The 23,560-nt window shown below is 43.3% G+C and carries 22 protein-coding genes, 1 tRNA gene and 1 pseudogene; 17 read left to right on the top strand and 7 right to left on the bottom strand.

Annotation, left to right across the window (positions count from 1 at the left end):
• Positions 1-2 precede the first annotated feature (2 nt).
• Together hutH and KL866_RS06660 are read left to right on the top strand one after the other, a co-directional pair.
• Entirely contained in the window at positions 3-1,595 is a 1,593-nt protein-coding gene (gene hutH, locus KL866_RS06665) for a histidine ammonia-lyase (RefSeq protein WP_214994153.1), read from the top strand.
• A gap of 69 nt (positions 1,596-1,664) precedes the next feature.
• On the top strand, positions 1,665-2,207 hold the full coding sequence (locus tag KL866_RS06660; RefSeq protein WP_214994151.1) for a CreA family protein: 543 nt from the start codon (positions 1,665-1,667) through the stop codon (positions 2,205-2,207).
• 225 nt (positions 2,208-2,432) lie between these two features.
• Here KL866_RS06660 and KL866_RS06655 read toward each other — a convergent pair whose 3' ends face one another.
• Positions 2,433-3,200, bottom strand: coding sequence for a MipA/OmpV family protein (locus KL866_RS06655; RefSeq protein WP_214994149.1), 768 nt, complete (start codon positions 3,198-3,200; stop codon positions 2,433-2,435).
• A gap of 414 nt (positions 3,201-3,614) precedes the next feature.
• Between KL866_RS06655 and KL866_RS06650 the strand changes: the two genes are divergently transcribed.
• A complete protein-coding gene (locus KL866_RS06650; RefSeq protein WP_214994147.1) occupies positions 3,615-4,511 on the top strand; it encodes a hypothetical protein in 897 nt (298 codons plus the stop codon).
• A gap of 122 nt (positions 4,512-4,633) precedes the next feature.
• Here the strand turns inward: KL866_RS06650 and KL866_RS06645 are convergent.
• Positions 4,634-6,225 (bottom strand): annotated as a pseudogene (locus tag KL866_RS06645) (ABC-F family ATPase).
• A 531-nt stretch (positions 6,226-6,756) separates the two neighbouring features.
• On the opposite strand from KL866_RS06645, the gene KL866_RS06640 reads away from it, so the two are divergent.
• The 3 genes from KL866_RS06640 to KL866_RS06630 all read left to right on the top strand — a co-directional run bounded on the left by KL866_RS06640 (position 6,757) and on the right by KL866_RS06630 (position 9,326).
• Complete coding sequence (locus KL866_RS06640) at positions 6,757-7,137, top strand: PA2779 family protein (protein ID WP_025256374.1); 381 nt, start codon at positions 6,757-6,759, stop codon at positions 7,135-7,137.
• Between the two features lie 4 nt (positions 7,138-7,141).
• Entirely contained in the window at positions 7,142-8,083 is a 942-nt protein-coding gene (locus KL866_RS06635) for a PA2778 family cysteine peptidase (protein ID WP_025256373.1), read from the top strand.
• Between the two features lie 136 nt (positions 8,084-8,219).
• On the top strand, positions 8,220-9,326 hold the full coding sequence (locus KL866_RS06630; protein WP_025256372.1) for a mechanosensitive ion channel family protein: 1,107 nt from the start codon (positions 8,220-8,222) through the stop codon (positions 9,324-9,326).
• A 71-nt stretch (positions 9,327-9,397) separates the two neighbouring features.
• Here the strand turns inward: KL866_RS06630 and KL866_RS06625 are convergent, their stop codons facing one another.
• Together KL866_RS06625 and KL866_RS06620 are read right to left on the bottom strand one after the other, a co-directional pair.
• A complete protein-coding gene (locus tag KL866_RS06625; RefSeq protein WP_214994169.1) occupies positions 9,398-10,585 on the bottom strand; it encodes an MFS transporter in 1,188 nt (395 codons plus the stop codon).
• 159 nt (positions 10,586-10,744) lie between these two features.
• A tRNA-Ile gene (locus tag KL866_RS06620) sits at positions 10,745-10,821 on the bottom strand.
• A gap of 419 nt (positions 10,822-11,240) precedes the next feature.
• On the opposite strand from KL866_RS06620, the gene KL866_RS06615 reads away from it, so the two are divergent.
• Both KL866_RS06615 and KL866_RS06610 read left to right on the top strand, forming a co-directional pair.
• Positions 11,241-12,050, top strand: coding sequence for an MbnP family protein (locus tag KL866_RS06615; RefSeq protein WP_025254211.1), 810 nt, complete (start codon positions 11,241-11,243; stop codon positions 12,048-12,050).
• A gap of 310 nt (positions 12,051-12,360) precedes the next feature.
• Positions 12,361-12,690, top strand: a complete 330-nt coding sequence (locus tag KL866_RS06610; protein WP_025254212.1) for a hypothetical protein — start codon at positions 12,361-12,363, stop codon at positions 12,688-12,690.
• Positions 12,691-12,741: 51 nt separating this feature from the next.
• Here the strand turns inward: KL866_RS06610 and KL866_RS06605 are convergent, their stop codons facing one another.
• Entirely contained in the window at positions 12,742-13,401 is a 660-nt protein-coding gene (locus KL866_RS06605) for a hypothetical protein (RefSeq protein ID WP_025254213.1), read from the bottom strand.
• Between the two features lie 316 nt (positions 13,402-13,717).
• Here KL866_RS06605 and KL866_RS06600 point away from each other — a divergent pair, with 316 nt between their 5' ends.
• From KL866_RS06600 to KL866_RS06560, 9 genes are all read left to right on the top strand, one after another.
• Complete coding sequence (locus KL866_RS06600; RefSeq protein ID WP_214994145.1) at positions 13,718-14,044, top strand: DUF3718 domain-containing protein; 327 nt, start codon at positions 13,718-13,720, stop codon at positions 14,042-14,044.
• 160 nt (positions 14,045-14,204) lie between these two features.
• On the top strand, positions 14,205-14,978 hold the full coding sequence (locus KL866_RS06595; RefSeq protein WP_214994143.1) for a LytTR family DNA-binding domain-containing protein: 774 nt from the start codon (positions 14,205-14,207) through the stop codon (positions 14,976-14,978).
• A 187-nt stretch (positions 14,979-15,165) separates the two neighbouring features.
• Positions 15,166-15,564, top strand: a complete 399-nt coding sequence (locus tag KL866_RS06590; RefSeq protein WP_025254216.1) for a CidA/LrgA family protein — start codon at positions 15,166-15,168, stop codon at positions 15,562-15,564.
• The gene (locus KL866_RS06585; protein ID WP_214994141.1) at positions 15,564-16,274 is read left to right on the top strand and encodes an LrgB family protein; all 711 of its coding nucleotides are present in this window, start codon (positions 15,564-15,566) and stop codon (positions 16,272-16,274) included. Before KL866_RS06590 ends, KL866_RS06585 begins: the two co-directional genes overlap by 1 nt.
• A 278-nt stretch (positions 16,275-16,552) precedes the next feature.
• The gene (locus KL866_RS06580; protein ID WP_025254218.1) at positions 16,553-17,548 is read left to right on the top strand and encodes a response regulator; all 996 of its coding nucleotides are present in this window, start codon (positions 16,553-16,555) and stop codon (positions 17,546-17,548) included.
• Positions 17,548-18,057, top strand: a complete 510-nt coding sequence (locus KL866_RS06575; protein WP_025254219.1) for a PAS domain-containing protein — start codon at positions 17,548-17,550, stop codon at positions 18,055-18,057. The genes KL866_RS06580 and KL866_RS06575 overlap by 1 nt, the downstream gene beginning before the upstream one ends.
• A gap of 113 nt (positions 18,058-18,170) precedes the next feature.
• The gene (locus tag KL866_RS06570; protein ID WP_025254220.1) at positions 18,171-19,943 is read left to right on the top strand and encodes a DUF1566 domain-containing protein; all 1,773 of its coding nucleotides are present in this window, start codon (positions 18,171-18,173) and stop codon (positions 19,941-19,943) included.
• A 2-nt stretch (positions 19,944-19,945) separates the two neighbouring features.
• Positions 19,946-20,518 carry a DUF1566 domain-containing protein gene (locus tag KL866_RS06565; RefSeq protein WP_214994140.1) on the top strand — a complete coding sequence of 191 codons (573 nt, stop codon included), beginning with the start codon at positions 19,946-19,948 and terminating at the stop codon, positions 20,516-20,518.
• 267 nt (positions 20,519-20,785) lie between these two features.
• The gene (locus tag KL866_RS06560; protein WP_025254222.1) at positions 20,786-21,580 is read left to right on the top strand and encodes a YggN family protein; all 795 of its coding nucleotides are present in this window, start codon (positions 20,786-20,788) and stop codon (positions 21,578-21,580) included.
• Between the two features lie 112 nt (positions 21,581-21,692).
• Here the strand turns inward: KL866_RS06560 and hemW are convergent, their stop codons facing one another.
• On the bottom strand, positions 21,693-22,832 hold the full coding sequence (hemW, locus tag KL866_RS06555) for a radical SAM family heme chaperone HemW (RefSeq protein ID WP_214994138.1): 1,140 nt from the start codon (positions 22,830-22,832) through the stop codon (positions 21,693-21,695).
• Positions 22,825-23,427 carry an RdgB/HAM1 family non-canonical purine NTP pyrophosphatase gene (gene rdgB / locus KL866_RS06550; protein WP_214994131.1) on the bottom strand — a complete coding sequence of 201 codons (603 nt, stop codon included), beginning with the start codon at positions 23,425-23,427 and terminating at the stop codon, positions 22,825-22,827. Before rdgB ends, hemW begins: the two co-directional genes overlap by 8 nt.
• Positions 23,428-23,560 lie beyond the last annotated feature (133 nt).

The following is a 23,560-nucleotide window of genomic DNA, read 5'->3' as shown; positions in this document are numbered from 1 at the left end:
TTATGTCCCAGACGTCTTTTTTCACTGAGCTAGGTGGTATTAAAAAGTTAACCCTTGTTCCTGGCACATTGACCCTAGAACAGTTAAGAGAAGTACATCGAAATCACATTCACTTGTCGCTGGTCGAAAGTGCGATACCTGCCGTAAATGCAGCCGAGCAAGTAGTGTTAAACGTTATCGAAGAAAACCGCACCGTGTACGGCATTAATACGGGCTTTGGGCTGTTGGCTAATACGCGAATTGATGTTGATGAATTGGAGCTATTACAGCGCAGTATCGTGCTGTCTCATGCGGCCGGTACCGGTGACTTTATGCAAGAAGACACAGTGCGTTTACTTATGCTGCTAAAAATAAACTCGTTAGCACGGGGCTTTTCGGGCATTCGGTTAAGCGTAATAGAGGCGCTGATTACCTTGTTTAACGCACAGGTTTATCCTGCCATTCCAGAAAAAGGGTCGGTAGGGGCTAGTGGAGATTTAGCGCCTTTGGCCCACATGAGTGTGGTCCTTTTAGGAGAAGGTGAAGCCTTCTACAAAGGAGAGCGTATCAGTGCGGCCAAAGCGTTAGAAATAGCCGGTATGCAGCCTATTTCGCTGGCCCCCAAAGAGGGTTTGGCACTGTTAAACGGTACACAGGCATCGACAGCGTTTGCCCTTCAGGGGCTGTTTTATACTGAAAATGCGCTTCACAGTGCTATCGGTATTGGTGCTCTCACGGTTGAAGCCGCGCTGGGCTCTCGGGTGCCATTTGACGCTCGCATTCACAAAGTACGAGGTCATAAAAGCCAGTGTGATGTGGCGGCTGCATATAGAACATTGCTGGATACGTCAGAGATTGGTAATTCGCATCAGCGGTGTGAAAAAGTTCAAGACCCGTATTCACTGCGTTGTCAGCCGCAAGTAATGGGTGCTTGTTTACAGCAAATGCGCTACGCCCAAGACATTTTAGTGACTGAAGCTAATGGTGTTAGCGACAACCCGTTAGTTTTTGTTGAAAGCAGTGATGATTCGAATGTTGGCGAAGCGACCGCTGGAGACATTTTATCGGGCGGAAACTTTCATGCAGAAACGGTGGCGATGGCGGCAGATATGCTGGCTATTGCGCTTGCTGAAATAGGCGCGCTGTCAGAGCGTAGAATGTCGTTAATGATAGATACTCACTTAAGCGGTCTACCGCCATTTCTGGTTGAAAACGGTGGGGTAAACTCAGGGTTTATGATTGCGCAGGTGACCTGTGCGGCACTTGCTAGTGAAAATAAAACCTTGGCGCATCCCGCGTCCATCGATTCTTTGCCTACGTCTGCTAACCAAGAAGATCACGTGTCTATGGCTACATTTGCGGCAAGGAGATTAAGAGACATTTTTGACAACGTAGCGGGCATTTTAGCCATTGAATGGTTAGCGGCCTGCCAAGGTTTAGATTTTAGAAAACCTCTAAAAACGAGTGAAAAGCTGCAGGAATTAGTGCAGCTACTGAGAAAGCAGGTGCCTTTTTACGACAAGGATCGCTATTTCGCGCCAGACATAGAAAAAGCCAAGCAACTTATAAAACAGTATGCGCTTATGGATAAAATACAGCTAAACCTGTTAGGCTAAAATGATCACAGACTCGGTAATTCGAGTAGGTACATAACAGGTTATAAATAGCATAGAGGTGATAAAGGTATGAAAACAAGCGGACGTTGGATAAAGCTCAAAAAGCACCGTACTTCTTTAAATAGGACTTCAATAAAAAGCACCTCATTTAAAGGTTCTGTGCTTGGGCTACTCACTGCCTCGCTATTTACAGTAGCAGGCTGTAGCGATAGTGAAGTTGGTGATGTGTCGCTTGGGCTCTTCACCACAAAGGATATCAAAATTGATGCGCTTCAAGACCCTATTGTCACTGGCGTCACCTGTCATATTTCAAGTATTGAAGCGAACTTAGATTTGTCTGACCCATCAGATAGCTCTATTGCGTGCAGACAAACGGGCCCAATTACGGACGAGATGTTAGCGGCGATTGATAAGTCAGATTCCGGTGAAGTGATATTCAAAAAATCTAAAAGCGTGTTTTTTAAAAACATGAAGCTTCGACGAATTTATGATGCAGACTCGAAGACGCTAATTTACCTGTCTTACAGTACTAAAGAAACATCGGGCAGTTACAAACATAGCTTGTCTACCGTCCCACTGTGGGAAACGCTCGCGTTTAAAAATCCAGCGTAAGTGCTAAACCGTAAATATTAAAAATGCCCCGAAGGTAAAGTGCCCCTAGTAAATGGTAATTCCGATTACTGGGGGCTTTTTATATCTAAACATCAAAGGCGAAGGCTTTTACAACTGAGCTCCATTAGTGCAGCTTAAACGAGAGACCAACTGTATAAAGTGGTGCTCAATTTTTACCATTACGAATTCGCATTTACTCGTCGTCTGCCGAGACAAAACAAAACGTTAGAAAAAGCGGGTGTAAACCAGCATGGCACTTAATGCGGTGTCATCGTCGGTTAGCGGGCTATCGCTAATGCTATCGTCAAAGAAAGTAGCGCCAACTTCTAAACGCGTCATGCCGCCTAAAAACTGGCGGGTAGAAACAGCAACGCGAACCTCTGTATTAAGCGCGCTATCGCCGTTATATGCCTTTCGAAACGCAGTAGCTTCCTCGGGACGTACCCCGTAATAATAGTCTACATAGTTACTGTCTTGATAGCTAACGCCGACCGATGGCTCAATCATGAAGTTATTTATTCTAAACCGTTTGCCTATTCGAGCAGATGCTTGGTAACCGTCGAACTTACCAAGAATATCGGCATTAGTTGACAATGAATATAACCAGCTACCCGCGTTATAGTTGAGGCTTACGCCAGCCGCAAAGCTGAAATCTCTGTCTTCCATACCGGTAAACACGGCGCTGTCATCTTCTTCATAACCTGCAAATACCGGCACAAGTTGGGCATCAAGGGTGAAGCCTTTTTCTCTAAATAGCTCGTAACCTATGAATGGCCCGTAAACCCTAAGCTTTTCACCTGTGTAGCCAATGATAGGAATGGGCACAATACGGTTATCAAAGTCGGTATACACATCTTGGGATGCAGCAACACCAACCCCCCACATCCAGCCTTTTGGCTGCTGTGCCCTTGCTGGCTGTTGTGCAGAAACGGTGGAGGAGAAAACGAGCAATGTCGATAGGCTTGCTAAGCCCAAACACTTTAGTAGAGTCATTAGTAAATTTCCTTTTTAATCACTATACAGCCTTAACTTCAGGTTCGATCAATACTTTGCCTGCTCTTTATGTTAAATGCTTATCCAAAAGTGAAATCTAAAAGGGCTATATCTTTTTCGAAGTAGGTGGCTAGCAGGGCTACTAACCCCCTCTATATAAGTCACGGCTGTAATCACCTCTATTGTTAGCTTTTCTTCTATGAGGAAACGAAATCACTGAAAACAGTATGAAGGTTGTTTGTTACAGTCAAATTTAAAGTGATTTGGAAAGTTGAACTGTGTATTAGAAAAGCGTAAAGCAACTATTTATCGTTAGGTAAGATTGCGTGTAATACACTGAGTGCAGGTTTTGTACAAAACCAGAATAGCCTAAATTAAGTATTAAGCTCATTAGCTTTGAAATAGGGAAGTGTTATGAAGTTTGTGACAAAGTTTAGTGTGCTGGTTGCCATATTGATGCTGGCAACAGGGTGTGTGACGCAAAGAGGTATGGAACCAAGAGAAAATGTTCCTTCCGAGATTAATGTCGATAAATCAAGTTCAGGTGATCAAACAAATAATGATGTGGTAGATCAGGAGGCTGATGTTTCAAGGCAAAAAAGCGAGGACGATGCAGATGAAGCTAAAGAGCCGACAGAAGTTCCGAAGCAAAAGATAGGGGTTTTCATCAATGCCAATGAATTCCCATCGCACACCCATGTTGGTACGACTAAGTTTAATAACTTCACGAAAGAGTATGCATACGACTGGCAGATAGCGTCTACGCTTTTCACTAGACTTAAAACAGCAATAGAGCAATCAAGCAGCTTTGAAGTGGTTGATGTATCACCCAAAGTTAAAGGAGCATGGCAACTAGATTTCGTGGTGAAGCAGGATGATAAATGGTTATTTAACGATAATCAAAATGCACTTAGAAAGTCGCTACTTGCTGACGGGGTGACAAAAATTATTGTGGTACAAGAGGCTCCAACAGTAGCCATAACAGAATGCGGCACTTATGGTTGCTCAGAACATCAAAGTGAAGGGTTCGGCCTATTTACTCGAAGCTTTTTGGGAACCGATTATTACATCGCGTCTGCAAGTTTTGATATCAGCATTGAAAGCTTAGATAAGCCCGTAGACAGTGCTTCGAACCCTTTGTTTAAAGAGTTACAAGATGACGCCATGAAGAACGTGCGCATTGAAGAATTTATTCCACCTGAAGACTTTGATGAAGTTACAGAAAAAGAACTAGGGCCTATCAAAGATTCAATCATTAGTTACTTCGATCGCTTAGCTGAAACGGCGGCCAAGTACTTTTCCAATCAATAGATTATAAAAAACAAAAACGGGCACTTAATTAAGTGCCCGTTTTTGTATCGCTTACCAACAAAGCCTCAATCGTATAAAGACTAATTTTCGGTGTTGTTTACGCGCTTTCTGTATGCGTTTTCCTACGCGTTTTCTTTATGAGCCAAAAATTCTTCATAGTTTCCATCGAAGTGATTCAGCTGTTTATCTTTTATTCTATAATTTGTGTAGCTAGCGATGAAACAAACTCGCGGTCGTGGCTTACAAAGATTACTGTGCCATCAAACTTGTAGAGCGCATTATTCAATGCCTCAATCGATTCCATGTCCATGTGGTTGGTAGGCTCATCCATAACCAATACGTTAATATCTTCAAGCATAAGCTTTCCGAACAACAAACGATTCTTCTCACCACCAGAACATACTTGTACCCGTTTGTTGAAGTCATCAGACGTAAACAGTAAACGGCCTAACATGCCTTTAATCTGAAGGTCGTCATGCTTAGGGCTGCGCCATTGGCTCATCCACTCAAACATAGTGATATCTTCAGCAAAGTATTTGGCGTTGTCTTGCGGAATGTAGCCAATAGCGGCGTTTTCGGCCCATTTGTAGCTACCTTCGGTAGGCTCAATATCGTTCACGAAACATTTTAAAAGCGTAGTTTTACCCGCACCGTTTTCACCGATGATGGCCAAACGCTGACCTGCTTCTAACAGTAAGTTAGCATTGTCGAATAAAGGTAGATCTGGGTAACTATGGCCTAACTTTTCTAGGGTGATAGCAAGGCGGTGAAGCTTCTTATGCTGTTTGAAAACAATATACGGCTTACGACGGCTAGACGCTTTTACTTCAGCAAGTTCAATTTTCTCAAGACGGCGTGCACGTGAAGTGGCTTGTTTCGCTTTCGATGCGTTGGCAGAGAAACGCGCTACGAAGCTCTGTAGCTCTTCAATTTCCGCTGACTTTTTAGCATTCTCTGCATGAAGCTGCTCTTGAACAAGCATGGCGGCTTGAATGTAGTCGTCGTAGTTACCTGGGTAAACACGTAGTTCACCATAATCGATATCAGCCATGTGTGTGCACACAGAGTTTAAGAAGTGTCTGTCGTGCGAAATAATAAGCATGGTCGACTTGCGCTTGTTAAGCTCTTCTGCAAGCCAACTGATGGTGTAAATATCCAAGTTGTTGGTAGGCTCATCTAATAGCAGAATATCAGGCTCGGCAAATAGGGCTTGGGCTAAAAGTACACGTACTTTTTTACCGGGTGCCACTTCTTTCATTAAACCGAAGTGATAGTCTTCGTCGATGCCAGCAGAAGTAAGAATTTCACCAGCGCGGGCTTCGGCTGTGTAGCCGTCCATTTCGGCGAACTGGGTTTCCAAGTCTGCTACGCGCATACCGTCGTCTTCGCTCATTTCAGCTTTGCTGTAAATGGCGTCACGCTCTTGTTTAACTTCCCATAGTTCACGGTCGCCCATGATAACAGTGTCGACTACGCTGAATTCTTCGAATGCAAATTGATCCTGGCTCAAGATCCCTAGCTTAGTGCCAGGTGCCATAGAAACGTTACCTGACGATGGGGTAAGTTTACCGCTTAAAATTTTCATGAACGTAGACTTGCCACAACCGTTCGCGCCAATTAGGCCGTATCGGTTGCCGTTGCCGAATTTTGCGGAAATATTTTCAAATAATGGCTTAGAGCCAAACTGCATTGTGATATTTGCGGTGGTAATCAAAACAGGTATCCAGGGGTAAAACGATGAGAAGAGATATTAATTAAGGTCGTTTGACTTCACTAATATATAAAAGCGCGCGCACTATAAGGAATTGAGCGCTTCATGTCGAGGAAATTTTGAACAGCTTTAACGCTGTAATTCACAGAAAGAGTAGTTTCAGCCTTGTTTTTAGTATTGCTTCCTACATGTGGACTGAGCAAATAATTCCAATATAAAGAAAATATTACATATTGGCTTGTAAGGGATGGCGGAACATTGTCACATGGAATACTTACGTTTTTTACTTAAATAGATTTGTCTAAGTCGCGACGCAAGCTAGAGAAAAGATACGATTCGTCTAAAAACGGTTAACAATGTAAACATAGTTTTTTCTTGGTGGTCCTAATCTTGCTGCGATGCTTTATTGAAAACGAGTCGCAGCAGGTATATGTATCTGCTAAATCAGTGCGAAGTTTTATGTGAATGTAGATGGCCTGAAATTGGGCGATATTATAGAAGAATAAAACTGTGCATTTTATAGAGGGAAACATCATGAAGTTTTTGAAAAAAATTGCGATTGGTTGCTTTTCGGCAACGGTTCTAATGTCTGGTAGTGTTCACGCTGAAGCAATTAGCTCAGACTCTGTAATGCAAACTCAAGCCGCTCATTACAATAAGCAGCAGCTTATTGACATGGTTAACCGTTCAGACGTGCAGAGTAAACTAGTAAGCTTAGGTGTAGATAGCAACCAAGCTATTGCCAGAATCAACGGCATGACCGACAGCGAGATTGCGCAACTTAATGATGAAATCAATCAAGCGCCAGCGGGTGGTGTTGTAGGTGCAGTGCTTACTGTACTTGCTATTGTCGCAATTTTGGACCTCATTGGTGTAACCGACGTTTACCCATTTATTCGTCCTGTAAATAGCTAATGGAATGAGTACAATATTTAACAAGGTCTGCATGTTAGCAGGCCTTTCTTTTCTATTTTTACTCTCGGGGTGTCAATCCACGCCTCAAGCTGACAAGCTAAGGCAAGAAGGTCTAGCCTCATTGCCCGAATCTCACACTATTGAATCTGTACCGTTTTTTCCCCAAGAACAGTTTTATTGCGGACCTACCACACTTTCTGAAGTGTTTGGTTACTATGGTAAAAGTACCTCTCCACAAGACATTGCGCCTAAATTGTTCATTCCCAATAAAGAAGGGAGTTTACAACTAGAAATGGTTAGCGCTACCCGACAATTTGGTTTTTTGCCATATACTGAGCGAGGGACATTATCGTCAATTATGGCGTTAGTTAAAGACGATATCCCAGTAATTGTTTTTCAAAACTTATCTATCCAGCTATTACCCCAATGGCACTACGCTGTGGTTATCGGGTTCGATAGTGATAAGGGGACGGTTACTTTACATACGGGCATTACGCCTAATCACGAAATGTCGCTAGAACTTTTTGAAAGAACCTGGGGAAGGGGAAATTACTGGTATTTGGCTCCGGTTCCTCCTAATGTAACCTCGTCTGAAATGACACCTTTCACTTACGTAAGTACAGCCTACGATATGCTTAAAGTGGGGGACAAAGCGCAGTCGCTAGCGTTTTTAAAAACCGCTTCTCAGGCTTGGCCTTCCTATTGGTTAAGCTACTTTCTGATTGCCAATTATTATCTCGAACACCCTGATATCGAAGGGAACGACAAACTGGCGATAACCTGGTTTGAAAAAGGATATGACGTAGGCCAACACCAACAAGCGTATGTGCACAACTATGTTATTGCATTGCGTAAAGGCAATAGGCTTGAGTCAGCAAACGAGGTGCTTAAACAAGCACTTGCACGCTTTCCACATAACGACAGGTTGCTAGCACTAAAAGAGTAGTAACTTTCAGTGAATCTTAGTGAGAATTTTGCGAATTCCTAACAACAGTTGGTGCACCTTTTGCGTATTCTTTCCCGTATTAACATATAGCTAATAAAAAAAGCACCATACTTTTTACGCAGGAGCATCGTCAGCCGTGGATAGCACCCAACTTCTTGAAAATAAGCAGGTACTTGCAATAGCTGGATTAGTCGGTGTTGTTATTGTGCTTTTTATCATTAAACGCCTTATATTGGTGCGCTTGAAAGCCAAAGCGCGTTCTGAAAGCAGCAGCATGTCTGATATTTATCGCGTGCTAGTTCTATCACTAAATGCCCCGCTTAATTTGCTTATTTGGGTTATCTTCCTGCTGTTAGTGAAAAGTATTGTTTCCGTATTTCAGGTAGAAGATGAAAGGGCTATCGAGGCGTTAACTATTGTTATTGAAGCAGGCCTTATAATTACCCTGTTTCTTTTTTTCGAGCGCTTTGTCACTTATTCCTTAAACCGTTATCGCGACCAATCAACCATTGTAAAAAACACCAGCGCTATTGCTGGCGGGGCAGTAAGGGCAGTGTTTGCCGTACTCGCCATTTTAATCATTTTAAGCACAATGGGAGTATCGATAACGCCCATCGTTGCTTCATTAGGTATTACGTCACTTGCAGTAGCACTAGCCCTACAGCCCACGCTTGAAAATTTCTTCTCAGGCATTCAGTTAGTGATGGATAAGCCCATTCGCATCGGCGACTTTATTGAGCTGGATTCGGGGGAGCAAGGGTTTGTCGAGAAAATAGGGTGGCGCTCTACGTGGGTAAGAATGCTGCCCAATAACATCGTTATTATGCCAAACAGCAAGCTCTCTAATTCAAAGCTTATTAACTACTACTATCCCGAGCGCGAACTTTCGGTTCCTGTAGATGTAGGCGTTCACTATAGCTCTGATTTAGATCATGTTGAAAAGGTGTGTTTAGAGGTGGCCAATACTATTTTAGAGCAGCACGAATACGGTGTTGAAACCTATCAACCCTTTGTGTTGTTTCACACCTTTGATAATTCCAGCATCAACTTAACCATTATGCTGAGAACCCGTGAGTACTTTAACCGTTTCTTTATAAAAAGTGCGTTTATAAAAATGCTGAAAAAACGGTTTGATGAAGAAGGGATCGTAATACCATTTCCAATTACTGCGCTCAATATGGAGCAAGAAGGTGCGGCCAATGTGTTGTCGTCAGCGCAAGAGCACGCAAGGCCAAAAGGCTGAGCAAAAGCGATGGTGTTAGCGTAGAACTTTTGTACTTATGAATGCACTGACATTGTCGAACGGATGATCAGTTAAACCTTTTTCAATGTGAAGCAAATAGCAATACTGGCAATACTTAGCGTAAATGTCGCTAAGCTAAAAGAAAAGGTAGGCTCTAGCGTTAGCAGTGTCACTGCATAAGCGCCTATGGCAGCCCCGGTCAGATGAAAAAAGCCAGTGAGTGCTGCTAAAAAACCAGCAGATGTTTCAGAATAGCCCAGCATAATAGTCACGCTACAGGGCATAGCGATACCGATGAAAAAGAACGTGATATAGCAGTAAGCCAAAATACTGACTAACCCACTCCCGGTACCCAAGAAGACGGTCAATGCAAAAAGCACGGAAAGTGCGGCTAAACAGAAACTAGACATCCTGAATTTTTGTAAAGGCGACACAGACGACAGCCGAATATTGAATACGCTGCCTACAACAAAAGACAAGGTGGCTAGCAGTGAGTAAACCGAGAACAAGGTCTTGGAAAGCCCAAACTGCTGCATTACCATAGAGGGCGCAATGGTTATGAAGCAAAACACAATGCCATACAAAAGCCCGCTAGCCATGCCTACCGAGACAAGCTTCACTATAGTGCTTTTAATAAGTACTAACGTATTACTAAAAACATCGTTAGATACCGGCGGCGTAAAATTACGAAGAATGCTAGACACTGAGAATAGCAAAAGTAGGGCGAGTAGCCCCATTACCAGAACGAAATAAAAAATAGCGGAAATACCCAAAGACTCGCCAATTATTGTACCTATCAGCGGCGCTATTGCTGGGGCAATAGCAAAGGCAATATTGATGAGTGAAAGTGAAGCATTTAGCTGCTTTTCGTTAAATATCTGACGCGACAACCCACGCGACACTGATACACCAACCCCGCCACCTAAGCCTTGGATCACACGACCTATCAGAAAAGTAGCCTCTTCACTGGCAAGCGCTACCATAAGCGTGCCTGCAATAAATACTATGATTCCGTAGAACAAAAATTTTTGTTTGTTTATGTAGTCGCACAATATGCCAGACGCTAACTGTGAAAGTGAGAACGCGACTAAAAACACAGCTACGCTTTGTTCGATAATACTCACGTGACTGCCATACATAGTCGCTAAGTCAAAAAAGAATGGGCTATAAATGCTGGTGGAAACTTGGCCAAGAATAGACAAAATAGTGAAGGTAACCGTTAGCGAGTAAAACGCATTGCGCGACATAGTGTGCTTCATCAAATAAGAAACCGGTAACAAAGTAGACTAATAATAAAGATAGGCTACAGATAAGGTATTACAGTTTTAATAAAGGCGCTTTTTTCAAATTTGAGTAGTAGTGTACAACGGAGAACCTAGGGGAGGGACGGTGTTATTAGTAGGTGGCGCTAAGAAAAATGGTGGCCCCACCCTGACTTGAACAGGGGACCTGCCGATTATGAGTCGGATGCTCTAACCAACTGAGCTATGGGGCCGTATAGAGATGTGCTGTGTAGTCATGACTGCAATTATTTTGCATAACAACCACAAGCGAGCGCAAGTATAAGCAGTTTTATTTACCTTGTCACGCCTAGCTGACGGCTTTGTGAATTGATTGCTTTATTTTTGTTCATTTTGCCACTGTTTTACTGTTTTATGCATAGAATGAAAGTACATTTTCCTAGCTTTAATCCTTCAATCCTTCCGCTTAATTACAAAAACAAAGAAGTTAGCACTTTCTTTGTGCAGATAATACTTGTTTACATGGTTTGTATGTTAGTACGCCTTGACTCACAAACGCTAAAAGCAGCACTATTGCCTTAACAGCAATGCACTCATTCTATCGATTATGTGGTGGGTGAAGAAACCGCAGCTTTTTGGGGCTGCGGAATATTTAAAGGAAGTATTGAAATAAATGAAAATACCTTTTCGCATGAAGGCTATGTATTCGTTGCTTTTTACTGCATTACTTACGTTAGTAGGGTGCGATGTTATTAACCTAAAAGGGCGCGAAGCTGGAGAAATACCATTTAAACTTGTGGGCGTAGATACAGGCGCGTGCCCCATGATCATGAGCATTGGCCAGCAGCGTTGGAATATCGATTATTTTGGATTTTATCTTAGCAAACCCGAAGTACGTATAGATGGAAAATGGCAACGGGTGAAGTTCAAGCAAACTCAGTGGCAAACGCCGAATGAAGCATTGTTGAAGTTTCACAATAAGTGCAGCAACCCAGACGATGCTAACAGTAAAATAGTGTTAGATGTATCTGAGGAACTCTTAAAGCTGGCAACTAATCTTCGTTTTACTATGGGGCTACCTTTTGATGTTAACCATGCAAACCCCCTTACTCAACAAACGCCATTAAACGATAAGTCAATGTTTTCGAGTCGTCAGAATGGGCACCAGTTTCTAAGGTTGGATGTTTCCAAAAGTGGTAAAGAAACGCGTAAATGGTCTTATCATTTGGGAAGCGTAGGATGTGCATCTGACTCAGCGTCTACACCACCTGAAACGTCATGTGCATTCACTAATCGCGTTGAGTTTATTTTACCAATGACCCAATTAGATACTGACTTAGACTTAGAGGTTTCTGTCTCTAATATAGTGGCACAAGTTGATATAAACGAAGCTGAAAGCTGTGTATTTAGGTCTCCTGAAACTAAGCCTTGCGAGAAGCTTATCCATAATCTCGTTTATAGACCGTGGATAAAGTGGCAGTAATAGGGCTCTAATCACGGAGCATATATTCTGTTTAAGCTATGATTTCTTTGACGTTCTTGGTTGTTTAGCGTGAAGAGGGGATCGTGTGGTAGATGTAGCCCTTTGAATTTTTAAAACGATAGATTTAAATAAAAAAGGCTTAAATACTAAAAATTAGCGACTTTTTACCCGTTTTATGCATTTTATGTTTATACTTTGCACATAAATATCAACCAAATGCTTATGTGCTGTTTATTAACATCGTGATAGACTCGACTTTCACATTCTTTGTTAATAACTAAATAGCAGGTAAGCGGTCGCGGAGATGAGAATGACTGAAAAACCCTTCATTACAAGTGGTCGAAACACCATCATTCATAAAATTAGAAAGTTAGATTTGTTGGTTATTAATGGCGATGAGCATCCGCCAATTATTGTAACCTATAAAGGCATTAAACAATACGAAGGCAAAGTGCCTGAGAATAAGCGCGATGCCAAAATGATGGATATGGAACTAGTAGACGTAACGACCAGTGACGTTTTTGGCGACGAAAAAACACTATTGTTCATTCAAACGCTAAATGGAAAAGAATATAAGATTGATTACTCGAAAATCGGTACGGGTATGTTTATCAAAATTCACCAAGATAGTATTTTCTAGAAAAACGTTACCTACTTGTGGTAGGTAGTACGCTTTTCTACTGATTTGGGGTTAGGCAATCTGGCCCCAATTGTCGGGCCTTAACGAGTTATAGCCGCCAATTACCCTGCCTTTTCCTTTAAGCTGAACGTAACGTCTTTTAAATATATTGAACCGACAAATGTCAACTGGGGTTACCTCGGAAGCGTTCACGCCAGTCACTACGCCTGCAGTTTCTAGACCTTCAGCAATAAGTTCGGAACAAAACCAGCTATTAAAATCTTCTTGGTTATAGCTAATATTGCTGAAAAGCGGATGCTCGTCAAAGGCGTCAACCGCTGAGCCAAATAGCTGCAGTACATCATAAGGCTTTCCTTCTTGTTCAAACATAAAGTTAAAAAAACTACGTTTGTTTTCTTCGAACACACTTCGTGACGCGTTCGACAAGGGCAGCCACCAAATATCACCGTCATATGACGCGACACGCTCACTTAGCCGGTTTGTCATGACTCCCCGTTTGCCTTTAAAAGATGTGGCCTCCATGACTTGATTGAAATATCGACTTGTTTCATCGTCGCGCATCTTAGTTTGCATAACTACCGCAACATGGGTGACAGAAGAACGAGTGGTGAGTTTTGTCCAACGAGAAAATAAGCTATTTCCACCAAACGCAATGATATCGCCCGGCTGCATGTGTTCTCTTATTAAATGATATTGCTGCTGTTCTAGCATAATGCTTCCTTGTATTCATGTAATTAGTCATAGTGCTGCAGTTTTTTTCACTTAAACAAACTAACTTGCGCACTAAACCTTCGCGATACTCACTTAATTGCGCATTAACTAAATGTTGCAAAGTGTGTGTTAAGTGCGACTAACTACAGTCTTGACCGATTATTAGTCCTTGGGTTTTGTAGTCTTATCGCAATATCTCAGACAGCCGTGTTTTAACGTTTTTATAGCGTGTTTTTTACAAAGTTTCACTAACTTAATGATGCGGAGGCAAAAGAGGTCGTCACCGCGTTGCCAAATATTATCAGAGGAACTTGTTATGTTTATGTCACGCCGTGTTACCCAATTTGCTTTACTCGGAATTACCCTTTCTTTAACTACTACTGCCGCTAGTGCGGGCTCTTATCCAGCAGAACTTGAAGATGATTTAATTGCTGTATGTGAAGCGATTAAAAGCGACAGCCGCTTAAAATTGCATCGTGCTGTGAAAGAAACTGGCCTTAATATGAAAAATTTGCATGAAGGTTTAGTGTGCAACGGACAAGATATGTTGACCTTTGCAGCTACCCACAATGCATCTGAAACTGCTCAGCATATTGCCCGTCGTGTTAATGCAAGCCCTAGAGTTTTAACTGCAAAACGCTAGCAAGAAGTCTTTACCCTGGTGATTGGGCTATGTGGTTTATAGCCCCTTTTTTATAAGAAACAACTAGTTACTTTTTCTTGGTTGTTTTATAAGTTGTTTAAGAGGCGCAGGGTAGGATGCTTTAGCAGCTATAATTATTTGCACTAGCAAGGGAGCTAGGATGATCGCACTGGTTTTCTTACAATCTGAAACTATGCAAAGCTCGCTCTGTGCAATGCTGAAGAGGCTTAATGCTTTTCATAAAATCTTTGAGGCGCAATCGGTGGGGCATTGTTTAACACTTGCCGAAAAGCACCCCGACTCAGTAGGCTTTTATTCGGTTTCTCAATCGAGCAGAAATCTGGCTTCACGCTGCTGGTTAGCAGTAGGAAATAAAGATGAGGAAGCGCTTTTAGCCTTTTCACATAATGCGTCTGGTTTTGTCAAGTTGCCATTTGAAGAAGCACAATTAGTACGTGCTATCGAATATGTTAAAAACAAATGTCATTACTACGAGCGAGATTTTCAATTCAACTTACTTGTAAAAGGTCTATGCGAACAGTACGGCGTATCTGAACCCGCATTGTTAGCAACCTTGCGTCACCAACTAAGTAAAAGTGCTAGACCTAACGTGGTAGGAATTAGGGCTGAAAATGGATGGTGTTGTCTAAACCCCTCAGATATCAGGTGGGTAGAGGCCGCAGGGGATTACATGTGTGTTCAAACGCTATCAGAAAGCTATGTGGTTCGTACAACTTTGTGTGAACTGCTGAAGCGGCTAGGCGAACAGCATTTTAAGCGGTGTAATCGCTCAGTAGCAGTAAATGCAAAGTATGTTGCGCATTTAGAGCAAAGATTAAATCAGCAATGGGCTGTTATGCAGGGGGGCAAGTCTTTTAAAATTACTGACAAATATTACTATCAGTCTTGGCATGTACAAAGCCAAGAACCATAATTGAACATACTGCTTGTTATAGTTTAATAGCCTTTGAACACGAATGTCAGTCAGGTTTTACCAACGAAACTTTGTCATAGAAACCCTTCGATTTTCGATCTTAGCACCATACGACCATGGTCCTGCTGGAGGTCAAACTCGCTAATCGTTACACTTGTCTCTTCATTTAGAGAAATAAGAGATGATAGTGAGTAATGTGAGACATGCAGCAGTGGGGGCTTTGTTGGTTTTTGCCGCTTATTACCTTGGGCTTTTCGTTGTAAACGCGTTGGCCTTGCCTATACCCGGCCCGCTAATGGGGCTTCTTCTCTTGCTGGGGGGATTTTTTATTTTTCCAAAGCTTGAAGTACACACCGCGCGTTTTGTTTCCCTGCCTTTAAAGCATATGTCTTTGTTCTTCGTCCCTGCAGTACTTGGTGTGTCTATTTATTGGAGTGATATTCAAGCCAATGCGCTGGCCATTGCTATCGCCATTATTGCTACTACTTCGCTGAGCCTAGGCTTAACGGCCTGGTTTTCTCAAAAATTATTTCGCAGTAAAAAGAATAAAAGCTCTGATACTTCGCAAGCGAATGAGGAATGTTAATGATAGACGCGTTAAATCAAACGTTTACCCTTACGGGACTATTGTGGCTTTGCGTATCCTTAATTAGCTACGTTATTGCACTGGGGGTTAATAAAAAATGCAATGGTCATCCGGTTGCACACCCCATTATTATTACTGCTCTTTTGGTGTCAGTGGGCCTTTCCCTAACCAATACCAGTGTTGTTGAGTATCAACGCTCGGCTTCCCTATTACATTGGCTTTTAGGGCCTATAACTGTGGCGTTAGCGTTACCAATTTACCGACAATGGCAAAAGCTGAAGTATTACGGTTGGCGATTAATAGTAAGCATAGTTTTTGGAGGAATAATTGCACCTGTTACAGCATGGTTTTCGCTTTATATTCTCGATGCACCAACGGCGATCAATATGACGATGCTAGCTAAATCAATTACTACGCCTTTGGCGATGGAAGCAAGCGCCCAGATTGGTGGAGTGCCAGCGTTAGCAGCTGTTTTCGTTATAACCACTGGTATCGTAGGAGCTATTGTAGCGGCAGGGATGTTTTCGGTTTTTAATGTAACGGATCGTCAAGCGCAAGGTATTGCCTTAGGCACAGTTGCACATGCCGTTGGTACTGCTAAAGCCATTCACATGGGTGAAGAGGTGGCTGCTATGGCAACACTTGGGCTGTGCGTGAATGGCATATTCACTGCTTTAGCGATACCAGTTGTTTTCGGGATATTTGTTTAAATATCCCTTTTAAGGTTTCATTGTTCTAACCATTTAGTAAGCCTGCAGCAAATTGTAAACCACGCTGGCAATATTCCCCAAAAGTGCTATTTCTTAATGAGGGGTTTCGTATCACTATATGCAGGTTACCTGTTTATAAAAATCGATATAGCATAGCCTCTGTCTTATCGCGAAGAAAAATCAATACTTCAGTTCAAATTGGTTGTGCCGATACAATTGAAATTGCTAAAAAATATCAGCATCAGCTGGTTGAAAAAGCTAGGTGGTAAAAGAACTTAATGTTTTCCGTACTCGTATGTGACGATTCGTTAGTTGCGCGCAAGCAAGTGGCTAAGTGCCTCCCCCAAGATTGGGATGTAGCTGTTCACTTTGCAAAAAATGGCCAAGATGCTTTGTCTGCACTTGCGGAGGGCAAAGGCGATCTTTTGCTCTTAGATTTGAACATGCCTGTTCTGGATGGATATGGCACGTTAGAAGCCATTCAAAAGAAGGGGCTGAAAACTAAAGTTATCGTGGTATCTGGTGATATTCAGCCAGAAGCTCATGATAGAGTTACGTCACTTGGTGCCCTAGATTTTATTCGCAAACCTGTCGACCCTAAGAAGCTTGCACAGGTTCTTGATAAATATAATATCCTTCATGTCGAAGAAGAAGAGCCAGAGGAAGTTACGCCACTTGACCCCGATATTCGTGATTGTTATCAAGAGATAACCAACATAGCAATGGGGCAAGCAGGCGACCACCTCGCACGGACTATGAATGTGTTCGTTGAGCTCCCCATACCTAACGTTAACCTTATTGAAGTTTCAGAGCTTCATATGATGCTTTCAGATATTGAAAGCCACGAGCAAGTCACTGCGGTTTGTCAGGGTTTTTTAGGGCCAGGAGTCAGTGGCGAAGCACTGTGTATTTTAAGCGATTCTAGTTTTGACGACGTTGCTAAAATTCTGAATGTAGAGGGTGAAGTAGACGACCAACTTCAGTTAGAACTTCTAATGGATGCAGCGAGTATTTTGATTGGAACTTGTTTAACAGGTTTGGCCAATCAAATGGACATCAATTTCAGCCAAGGCCATCCCATTGTGCTAGGTCAACACCGTGCCATCACTGAAATTATCAGTATGAATCAAATTAAGTGGAAGCGAACCTTGGCCATAGAGCTTAGCTATGGGCTTGAAGGTTACAACGTTCAGTGCGATTTGATTTTGTTGTTCACGGAAGAGTCTATGAAAATGATGAATTCAAAGCTTGCCCACTTGTTGGAGGATTTTTAATGAGCCAGCATTTAGAAGAGTTACAAGAATTCCATTGGATGATGGACATGCTACAAACGGTAGACGTGGGTATTGTGGTACTAGACCGTAACTTTGCCGTTCAGGTATGGAATGGCTTTATGGAAAGCCACAGCGGACTTTTGCCGAGCGAGGTAAGAGATAAATCTCTATTTTCACTGTTCCCTTCAATTAAGCAAGACTGGTTTATGAAAAAAGCAAAGCCCGTTTTCGAGTTAAAAACTCGCGCTTTTATGACGTGGGAGCAGCGCCCTTATTTGTTCAAGTTTCCTAACTATCGGCCGATTACAGGTAGTGAGTCGTATATGTACCAAAATATCACGCTTTCTCCACTTACATCAGCAACTGGCAAAGTGGATTTTATCAGCATGATGATTTACGACATGACTGACGTAGCGGTAGGTAAAAAGCAGCTAGAGGCACTTCAGGTAACGGTATCTGAAGCGCAAGAGGCGAGCTTAGTGGCTGATAAAGCCAAGAACACCTTCTAATATCCGCTACATGTAACGCAAAACGTCTACAGGCCCTTTTGCGATTCTATCTACATCAAGTTTTTGCTCGCACTGCGTTTAACATATCAGCACAGAGTGCGATGGGAGTATGTATGCAATCATGTTTGTCTTCATTTTCAGGCTATCTTCCACGCACCGTGGTTCGAGGGCTAGCCCTTATTGGTGGCGCATTTATGTTAGCTGCCTGCGGTGGCGGTGGCGGCGGTGACTCTAGTGGAGGTGATTCTGGCAGCGGCGAATTAGTTGTGAATGCAGGTCCAGATGCCACCGTTACTGAAAACGTAACCTATTCGCTAAGTGCTGAGGTAAGCGGAGGAGATGGTACTTACGCTTATAATTGGAGTGCATCACCATCGTTAACTATTGCTCACGAAGACACCGGTGCTCCTGCGGCAAGCTTTGTGGCGCCCTCAGTCAATAGCGCTACTGAGTATACGCTTACTGTGACGGTTAACGACCAAAGCGGTAATACAGCTAGTGACTTTACCATCATTACAGTTGCGCCAGTAAACATTGCGCCAGAGGCGAGTATTGACGTGCCTGAATGGGACGACTTACCTGCAAATACGTTTCCCGGCGGCGTCGAAATTGTTTTTGATGGTACGGGAAGCACTGACTCTGACTCCACTGCGTCGGATGGCGAAATAGCTGATTACGTGTGGACGCAAACTGACGGAACTAATGTTATAACGGGTGTGGAAACTAACCTTTCAACTTTGACTATTGTTACGCCTATCGCAAATGATGCTCAGCAGCTCACTTTTCAGTTAGAAGTAACCGATAGTGAAGGGGCAACTGACACTGATACCGTTACTATTTCGGTTCAATCTGAAACCGAAACTTTGCCGGTTGTCGACGCGGGCTACTCGCAAGGCGTATTTAGTGGGGAGGTGGTTATTCTAGATGGCGAGGCCAGTACCAGTATTCCCAGTGCTTTACCACTTACCTATACATGGGAGCGCAGTAACAATGTTTCATCAAGCAGTGCGCTAGCTTCCTTTGCTACAAGTAGCCAAATAGATGACAGTGATACGTTATCTACATTTGCTATAGCACCTTTGGTATCGTCGACTACCGTGGTGGCCTACACCCTTACAGTGACCGACGGCAACGGTAACAGCGTAGAAGACACTATTAACGTAAATATACGACCAATGCCAACCCCGCTTTTGAACGACACCGGCTTTTTACAGCAGGCTACCAATAACGCCTTAACCGAAGCGCAGCAAAATGAATTTCCCGGCCAGGACGGGCAACGAGGTGCTGACATTATTGAGCAAAATGGCTTAATTGAGAAAGCGGGGCGTGGTAAAGCCGGTTTTGACTTTACGCGCTTAAATGCCAACGGCGACGAACAAGATGCCAGTGCTGATACGTGGTCGTGCGTTCGCGATAACGTAACCGGGTTGGTGTGGGAAGTGAAAACAGATGACGGTGCGTTTCAAGACAAAGATTATAACTACTCGTGGTATAGCGACGAAGTTAACGGTGGCTTCGAAGGTGATGAAACCGGTGCAAACGCTACCTGCTTATTAACAAACTGCAACACGTCAGCCTATGTCCAAGCGGTAAATGCGCAAGGCTTGTGTGGTTTTTATGACTGGCGTTTACCTACTCACCATGAACTCTTCTCATTAATGCATTTAGGTATTGCCGATGATGTGGCGATTGATGAAGACTACTTCCCTAATACAGGGACTGTTTCTACGGAGCCACTATGGTATTGGACGTCAGTGCCCAGTGCCGATGGTGTAAATAGTGACGATGCACAAAATGCATGGGCGTTAGATTTTGATTCGGGCGTTGATAACTTCCTTAACAAGTCGTCTGCGGCAAAAGTTCGCTTAGTGAGAGCGGGGAGATAGTCATGAGTAAACAAATTAATAAAGTCGCCAAATCAGTAGCAAAAAATACAGTAGTGAATTCATTAAGGATCTTTGCTGTTTCAACGTTACTTGTAGGGGGATCGTTTTCAGCTTATGCCCAAGAGTGCTTGTCTGATGGGCTAGAAACCACACCCAACGATAATTTTGAAGCGGTTACCACCAGTACCTTACTTGATACCACCACTGATTTAGTGTGGAGGCGCTGTGCAGAAGGGCAAACATGGGATGGCTCTACATGTAGTGGTGAAGCGGTAAAATATACGTGGCAGCAAGCCTTACAGCTCGCTCAGCAAGCAAGCAACGATGACCTGTTGGGATGGCGCTTGCCTAACGTTAAAGAGTTGGCAACGTTGACGGAGCGAGACTGTGTTCGTCCAGCAATAAATAGATCGCTCTTTCCGGCTACGCCTCCCGATGATTTTTGGACTTCAACTCCTTCAGCAGATGATCCGGACAGATCTTGGGTTGTTGCCTTCTTTAATGCTAGTCACTCGATTAAAGAAAAGGATCGATTCATTTATGTACGTTTAGTACGTACTTACACCAACGAGTAGATGTAGAAAAAATTCACACCGCTTCGTATTAGTCTTTCGTCTAGTATCTGTTGTTGAGGCTTTTTATCGACAAAGCACGCTTTATAATGCGTGCTTTGTTGTTTTTGGTCTAGTCGTTCAAGATTCAGATTTTTACCGTTCACATTCGTGGTTAGTTTATGTTTTGCGTAAATTGACAATCTCGACATGTTCAACCTGATTTTTAGCTCGTTAGACTCAAGTTGGCTTTTTATTTCTCAGTAAGCTAGCCACAATGATGGTATGAAAATGATATCTCGCCTTAAGGCTGTTCTCTTCACAATTTGTTTGTTCGCTGGACTAAGCGCATCTGCGCAAGCCGAATATACCTGCAACATCGATTTTGCGTATGGTATTGCCGTTAATAATGAACAACTACGTGTAATGGATAAAACCCGTACTGTGGTTCAAATTAACGGCCAAAACCAGCTGTTTATAGGTGGGCGTTGGCAAACCTTGAGCGAGCAGGAAAAGCAATGGCTTGAAGAGTATTCTTCAGGGCTACACTATGTAGTGCCAAAAATGATTGTTTTGGCTACCGAAGGTGTAGATTTAGCTATTGATACCATTGAGCATGTTTACTTAGGTTTAGTGGGCAGTGACCACGATAGCTATGAACGTTTGAATATTGCTATGAAGCGCGTTCAAAACCGCGTCAAAGATAAATTTAGGCACGCTAGTAATCATTATTTCATTGGCCCTGGATCGCTTGAAAGCGTTGATGAGTTTGTAGATAGCGAAATTGAGGCGCAGCTTGAAGAAGCAATTTCAACATCTGTCGGCGGCATATTATCGGCAATTAGCGGTATTAATACCGGAAGTGGCGAGGTAAACCAGGAAAAGGTGGCTGAAATTACCCGCCAGCTTAATAATGTGGGCGAGCACCTGGATGTAGGTGACAAAGCCACCACCTTGCGTAAGAAGGCAGAGTGGTTTTGTGAAAAGCTTAAACGTTTAGACATAGCAGAAGAAAACCTTCGAGCAAACGTACCCGCTTTTAAGCCTTACAATATTATTACGCGACAAGATAAGAATGAACACTAGCAAAAGTGAGAAATAGCTAAACTAAGCTTGATAAAGGACTGACTAAGACAGAAAAGCCTGCGTGAGCAGGCTTTTTTCGATCTGATTTCTGAGGGGCTCAAAAAAGGCAAGGTTACACGAAACACGACAGTAGCGAGTTGAGATATCTACGCCCTTTTGAGGTTACCTGCCAATGGCTATCTGAAATAGAAAGTAAACCTTGGTGATGAGCATCAGACAGGGCACGCTCGACGTCGTCAGTTAACTTAGTACCCGTGAAATCGCTGAAATCACTAATCGGGCACGGCTCAACTAAACGAAACCTGTTCATGAAGAATTCAAAGGGCAGGTCGTCTGCGCTAACTTGCGTTTGCGTATCTAAATACGGTCGGCTCATCTCCATGTAGCCTCTTGGATGCTTCACTTTAACGGTACGGTGAATTGTGCCATTAGTTGCATCGGTAATCTTTCCGTGGGCACCACAACCAATACCTAAATAGTCGCCAAAGCGCCAGTAATTAAGGTTATGGCGGCATTGATGTCCTGCTTTAGCGTAGCCTGATATCTCGTACTGGTGATAGCCTGCACGCTCTAAAAGGCTGTGACCTTTTTCCTGTATTTCCCACAGAATATCATCGTCAGGTAGCTCTGGCGGCTTTGAATAGAAAGGCGTATTTGGCTCGATAGTAAGCTGGTACCACGACAGGTGGTATGGGTTTAGCTCAATGCCTTGCTTTAAGTCGGCCATGGCATTTTCTACGCTTTGTTCAGGTAGCCCATGCATAAGATCTAAATTAAACGTGGGGAGCCCAGCGCTGTGCGCTTGTTTTACCGCGTTTTCAGCTTGGCTTTCATTATGAATACGGCCTAGCACCTTTAAATGCTTGGGCTGAAAGCTTTGAATGCCTACCGATATTCGGTTTACGCCTGCCTGATAAAAGCCTGAAAACTTACCAGCTTCAACAGTGCCTGGGTTGGCTTCCATGGTTATTTCAGCGGTATCGCTTAAGTTAACCCGTTGCTTAACGCCGTTTAAGATGTCTGCCATGGCCTCGCTTGAAAATAAACTAGGCGTGCCACCGCCGATAAAGATTGTTTCAACAGGGCGGTCGCCAATACGTCTGGCATCAATGGCTAAATCATCCAAAAGGTGCGCTACATACTCTTTTTCAGGTAAAGCTGACTTAAGTCCGTGAGAGTTAAAGTCGCAGTACGGACACTTTTGAACACACCAAGGAATGTGGATATAAAGACTAAGCGGAGGATTACGCAAAAGTCGCTCTCATATTATCAAGCAATATCCCAAGGGCGTTGCCGCGATGGCTAATACGGTTCTTTTCAACTTTCTCCAACTCTGCCGCAGTGCATCCATGAGTTGGCACGTGAAATACCGGGTCGTAACCAAAACCGTCGTTACCAGAGCGAGCGGTTAGGATTTCCCCTTGCCATTTACCTTGGCTAACTAATGGTACTGGGTCTTCAGCATGGCGCATAAACACCAAGGTACAAAAGAAGTGCGCTTTACGCTGGGTCTCGCCATTTAGGGCAGCTAACAGCTTGTCGATATTGGTGTCATCAGTTGCATCAGCGCCAGCATAGCGGGCTGAATAAATACCGGGCGCGCCGCCAAGAGCGTCGACTACTAAGCCTGAGTCGTCAGCAATAGCAGGAAGGCCTGTTACTTGTGCGGCATGGCGCGCTTTGATAATGGCATTTTCAACGAATGTTGTGCCGGTTTCAGGCACATCAGATACACCTAATTCTTTTTGCGCCACAACGTCTACACCGTAATCTGCAAACAGGGACGCAAACTCACGCACCTTGCCTTGGTTACCTGTGGCTAAAACAATTTTTTCTGGGAATTTCATTGTGTACTCTTTTGAACTGACGGTGAGCTAAAGCAGAGGGCGGTGGCTGCGGGCGAAACATTGCCTCCACAAACACGCGGTAAACACATCCATGTGCGCTCCGCTGCCGCATCCCTGCGGCAGAGGGTTTGTG

Origin of the sequence: Alteromonas sp. ALT199, assembly GCF_018619335.1 — a bacterium.
GTDB lineage: Bacteria > Pseudomonadota > Gammaproteobacteria > Enterobacterales > Alteromonadaceae > Alteromonas.
This window is presented reverse-complemented; position numbering and strand designations above follow the sequence as displayed.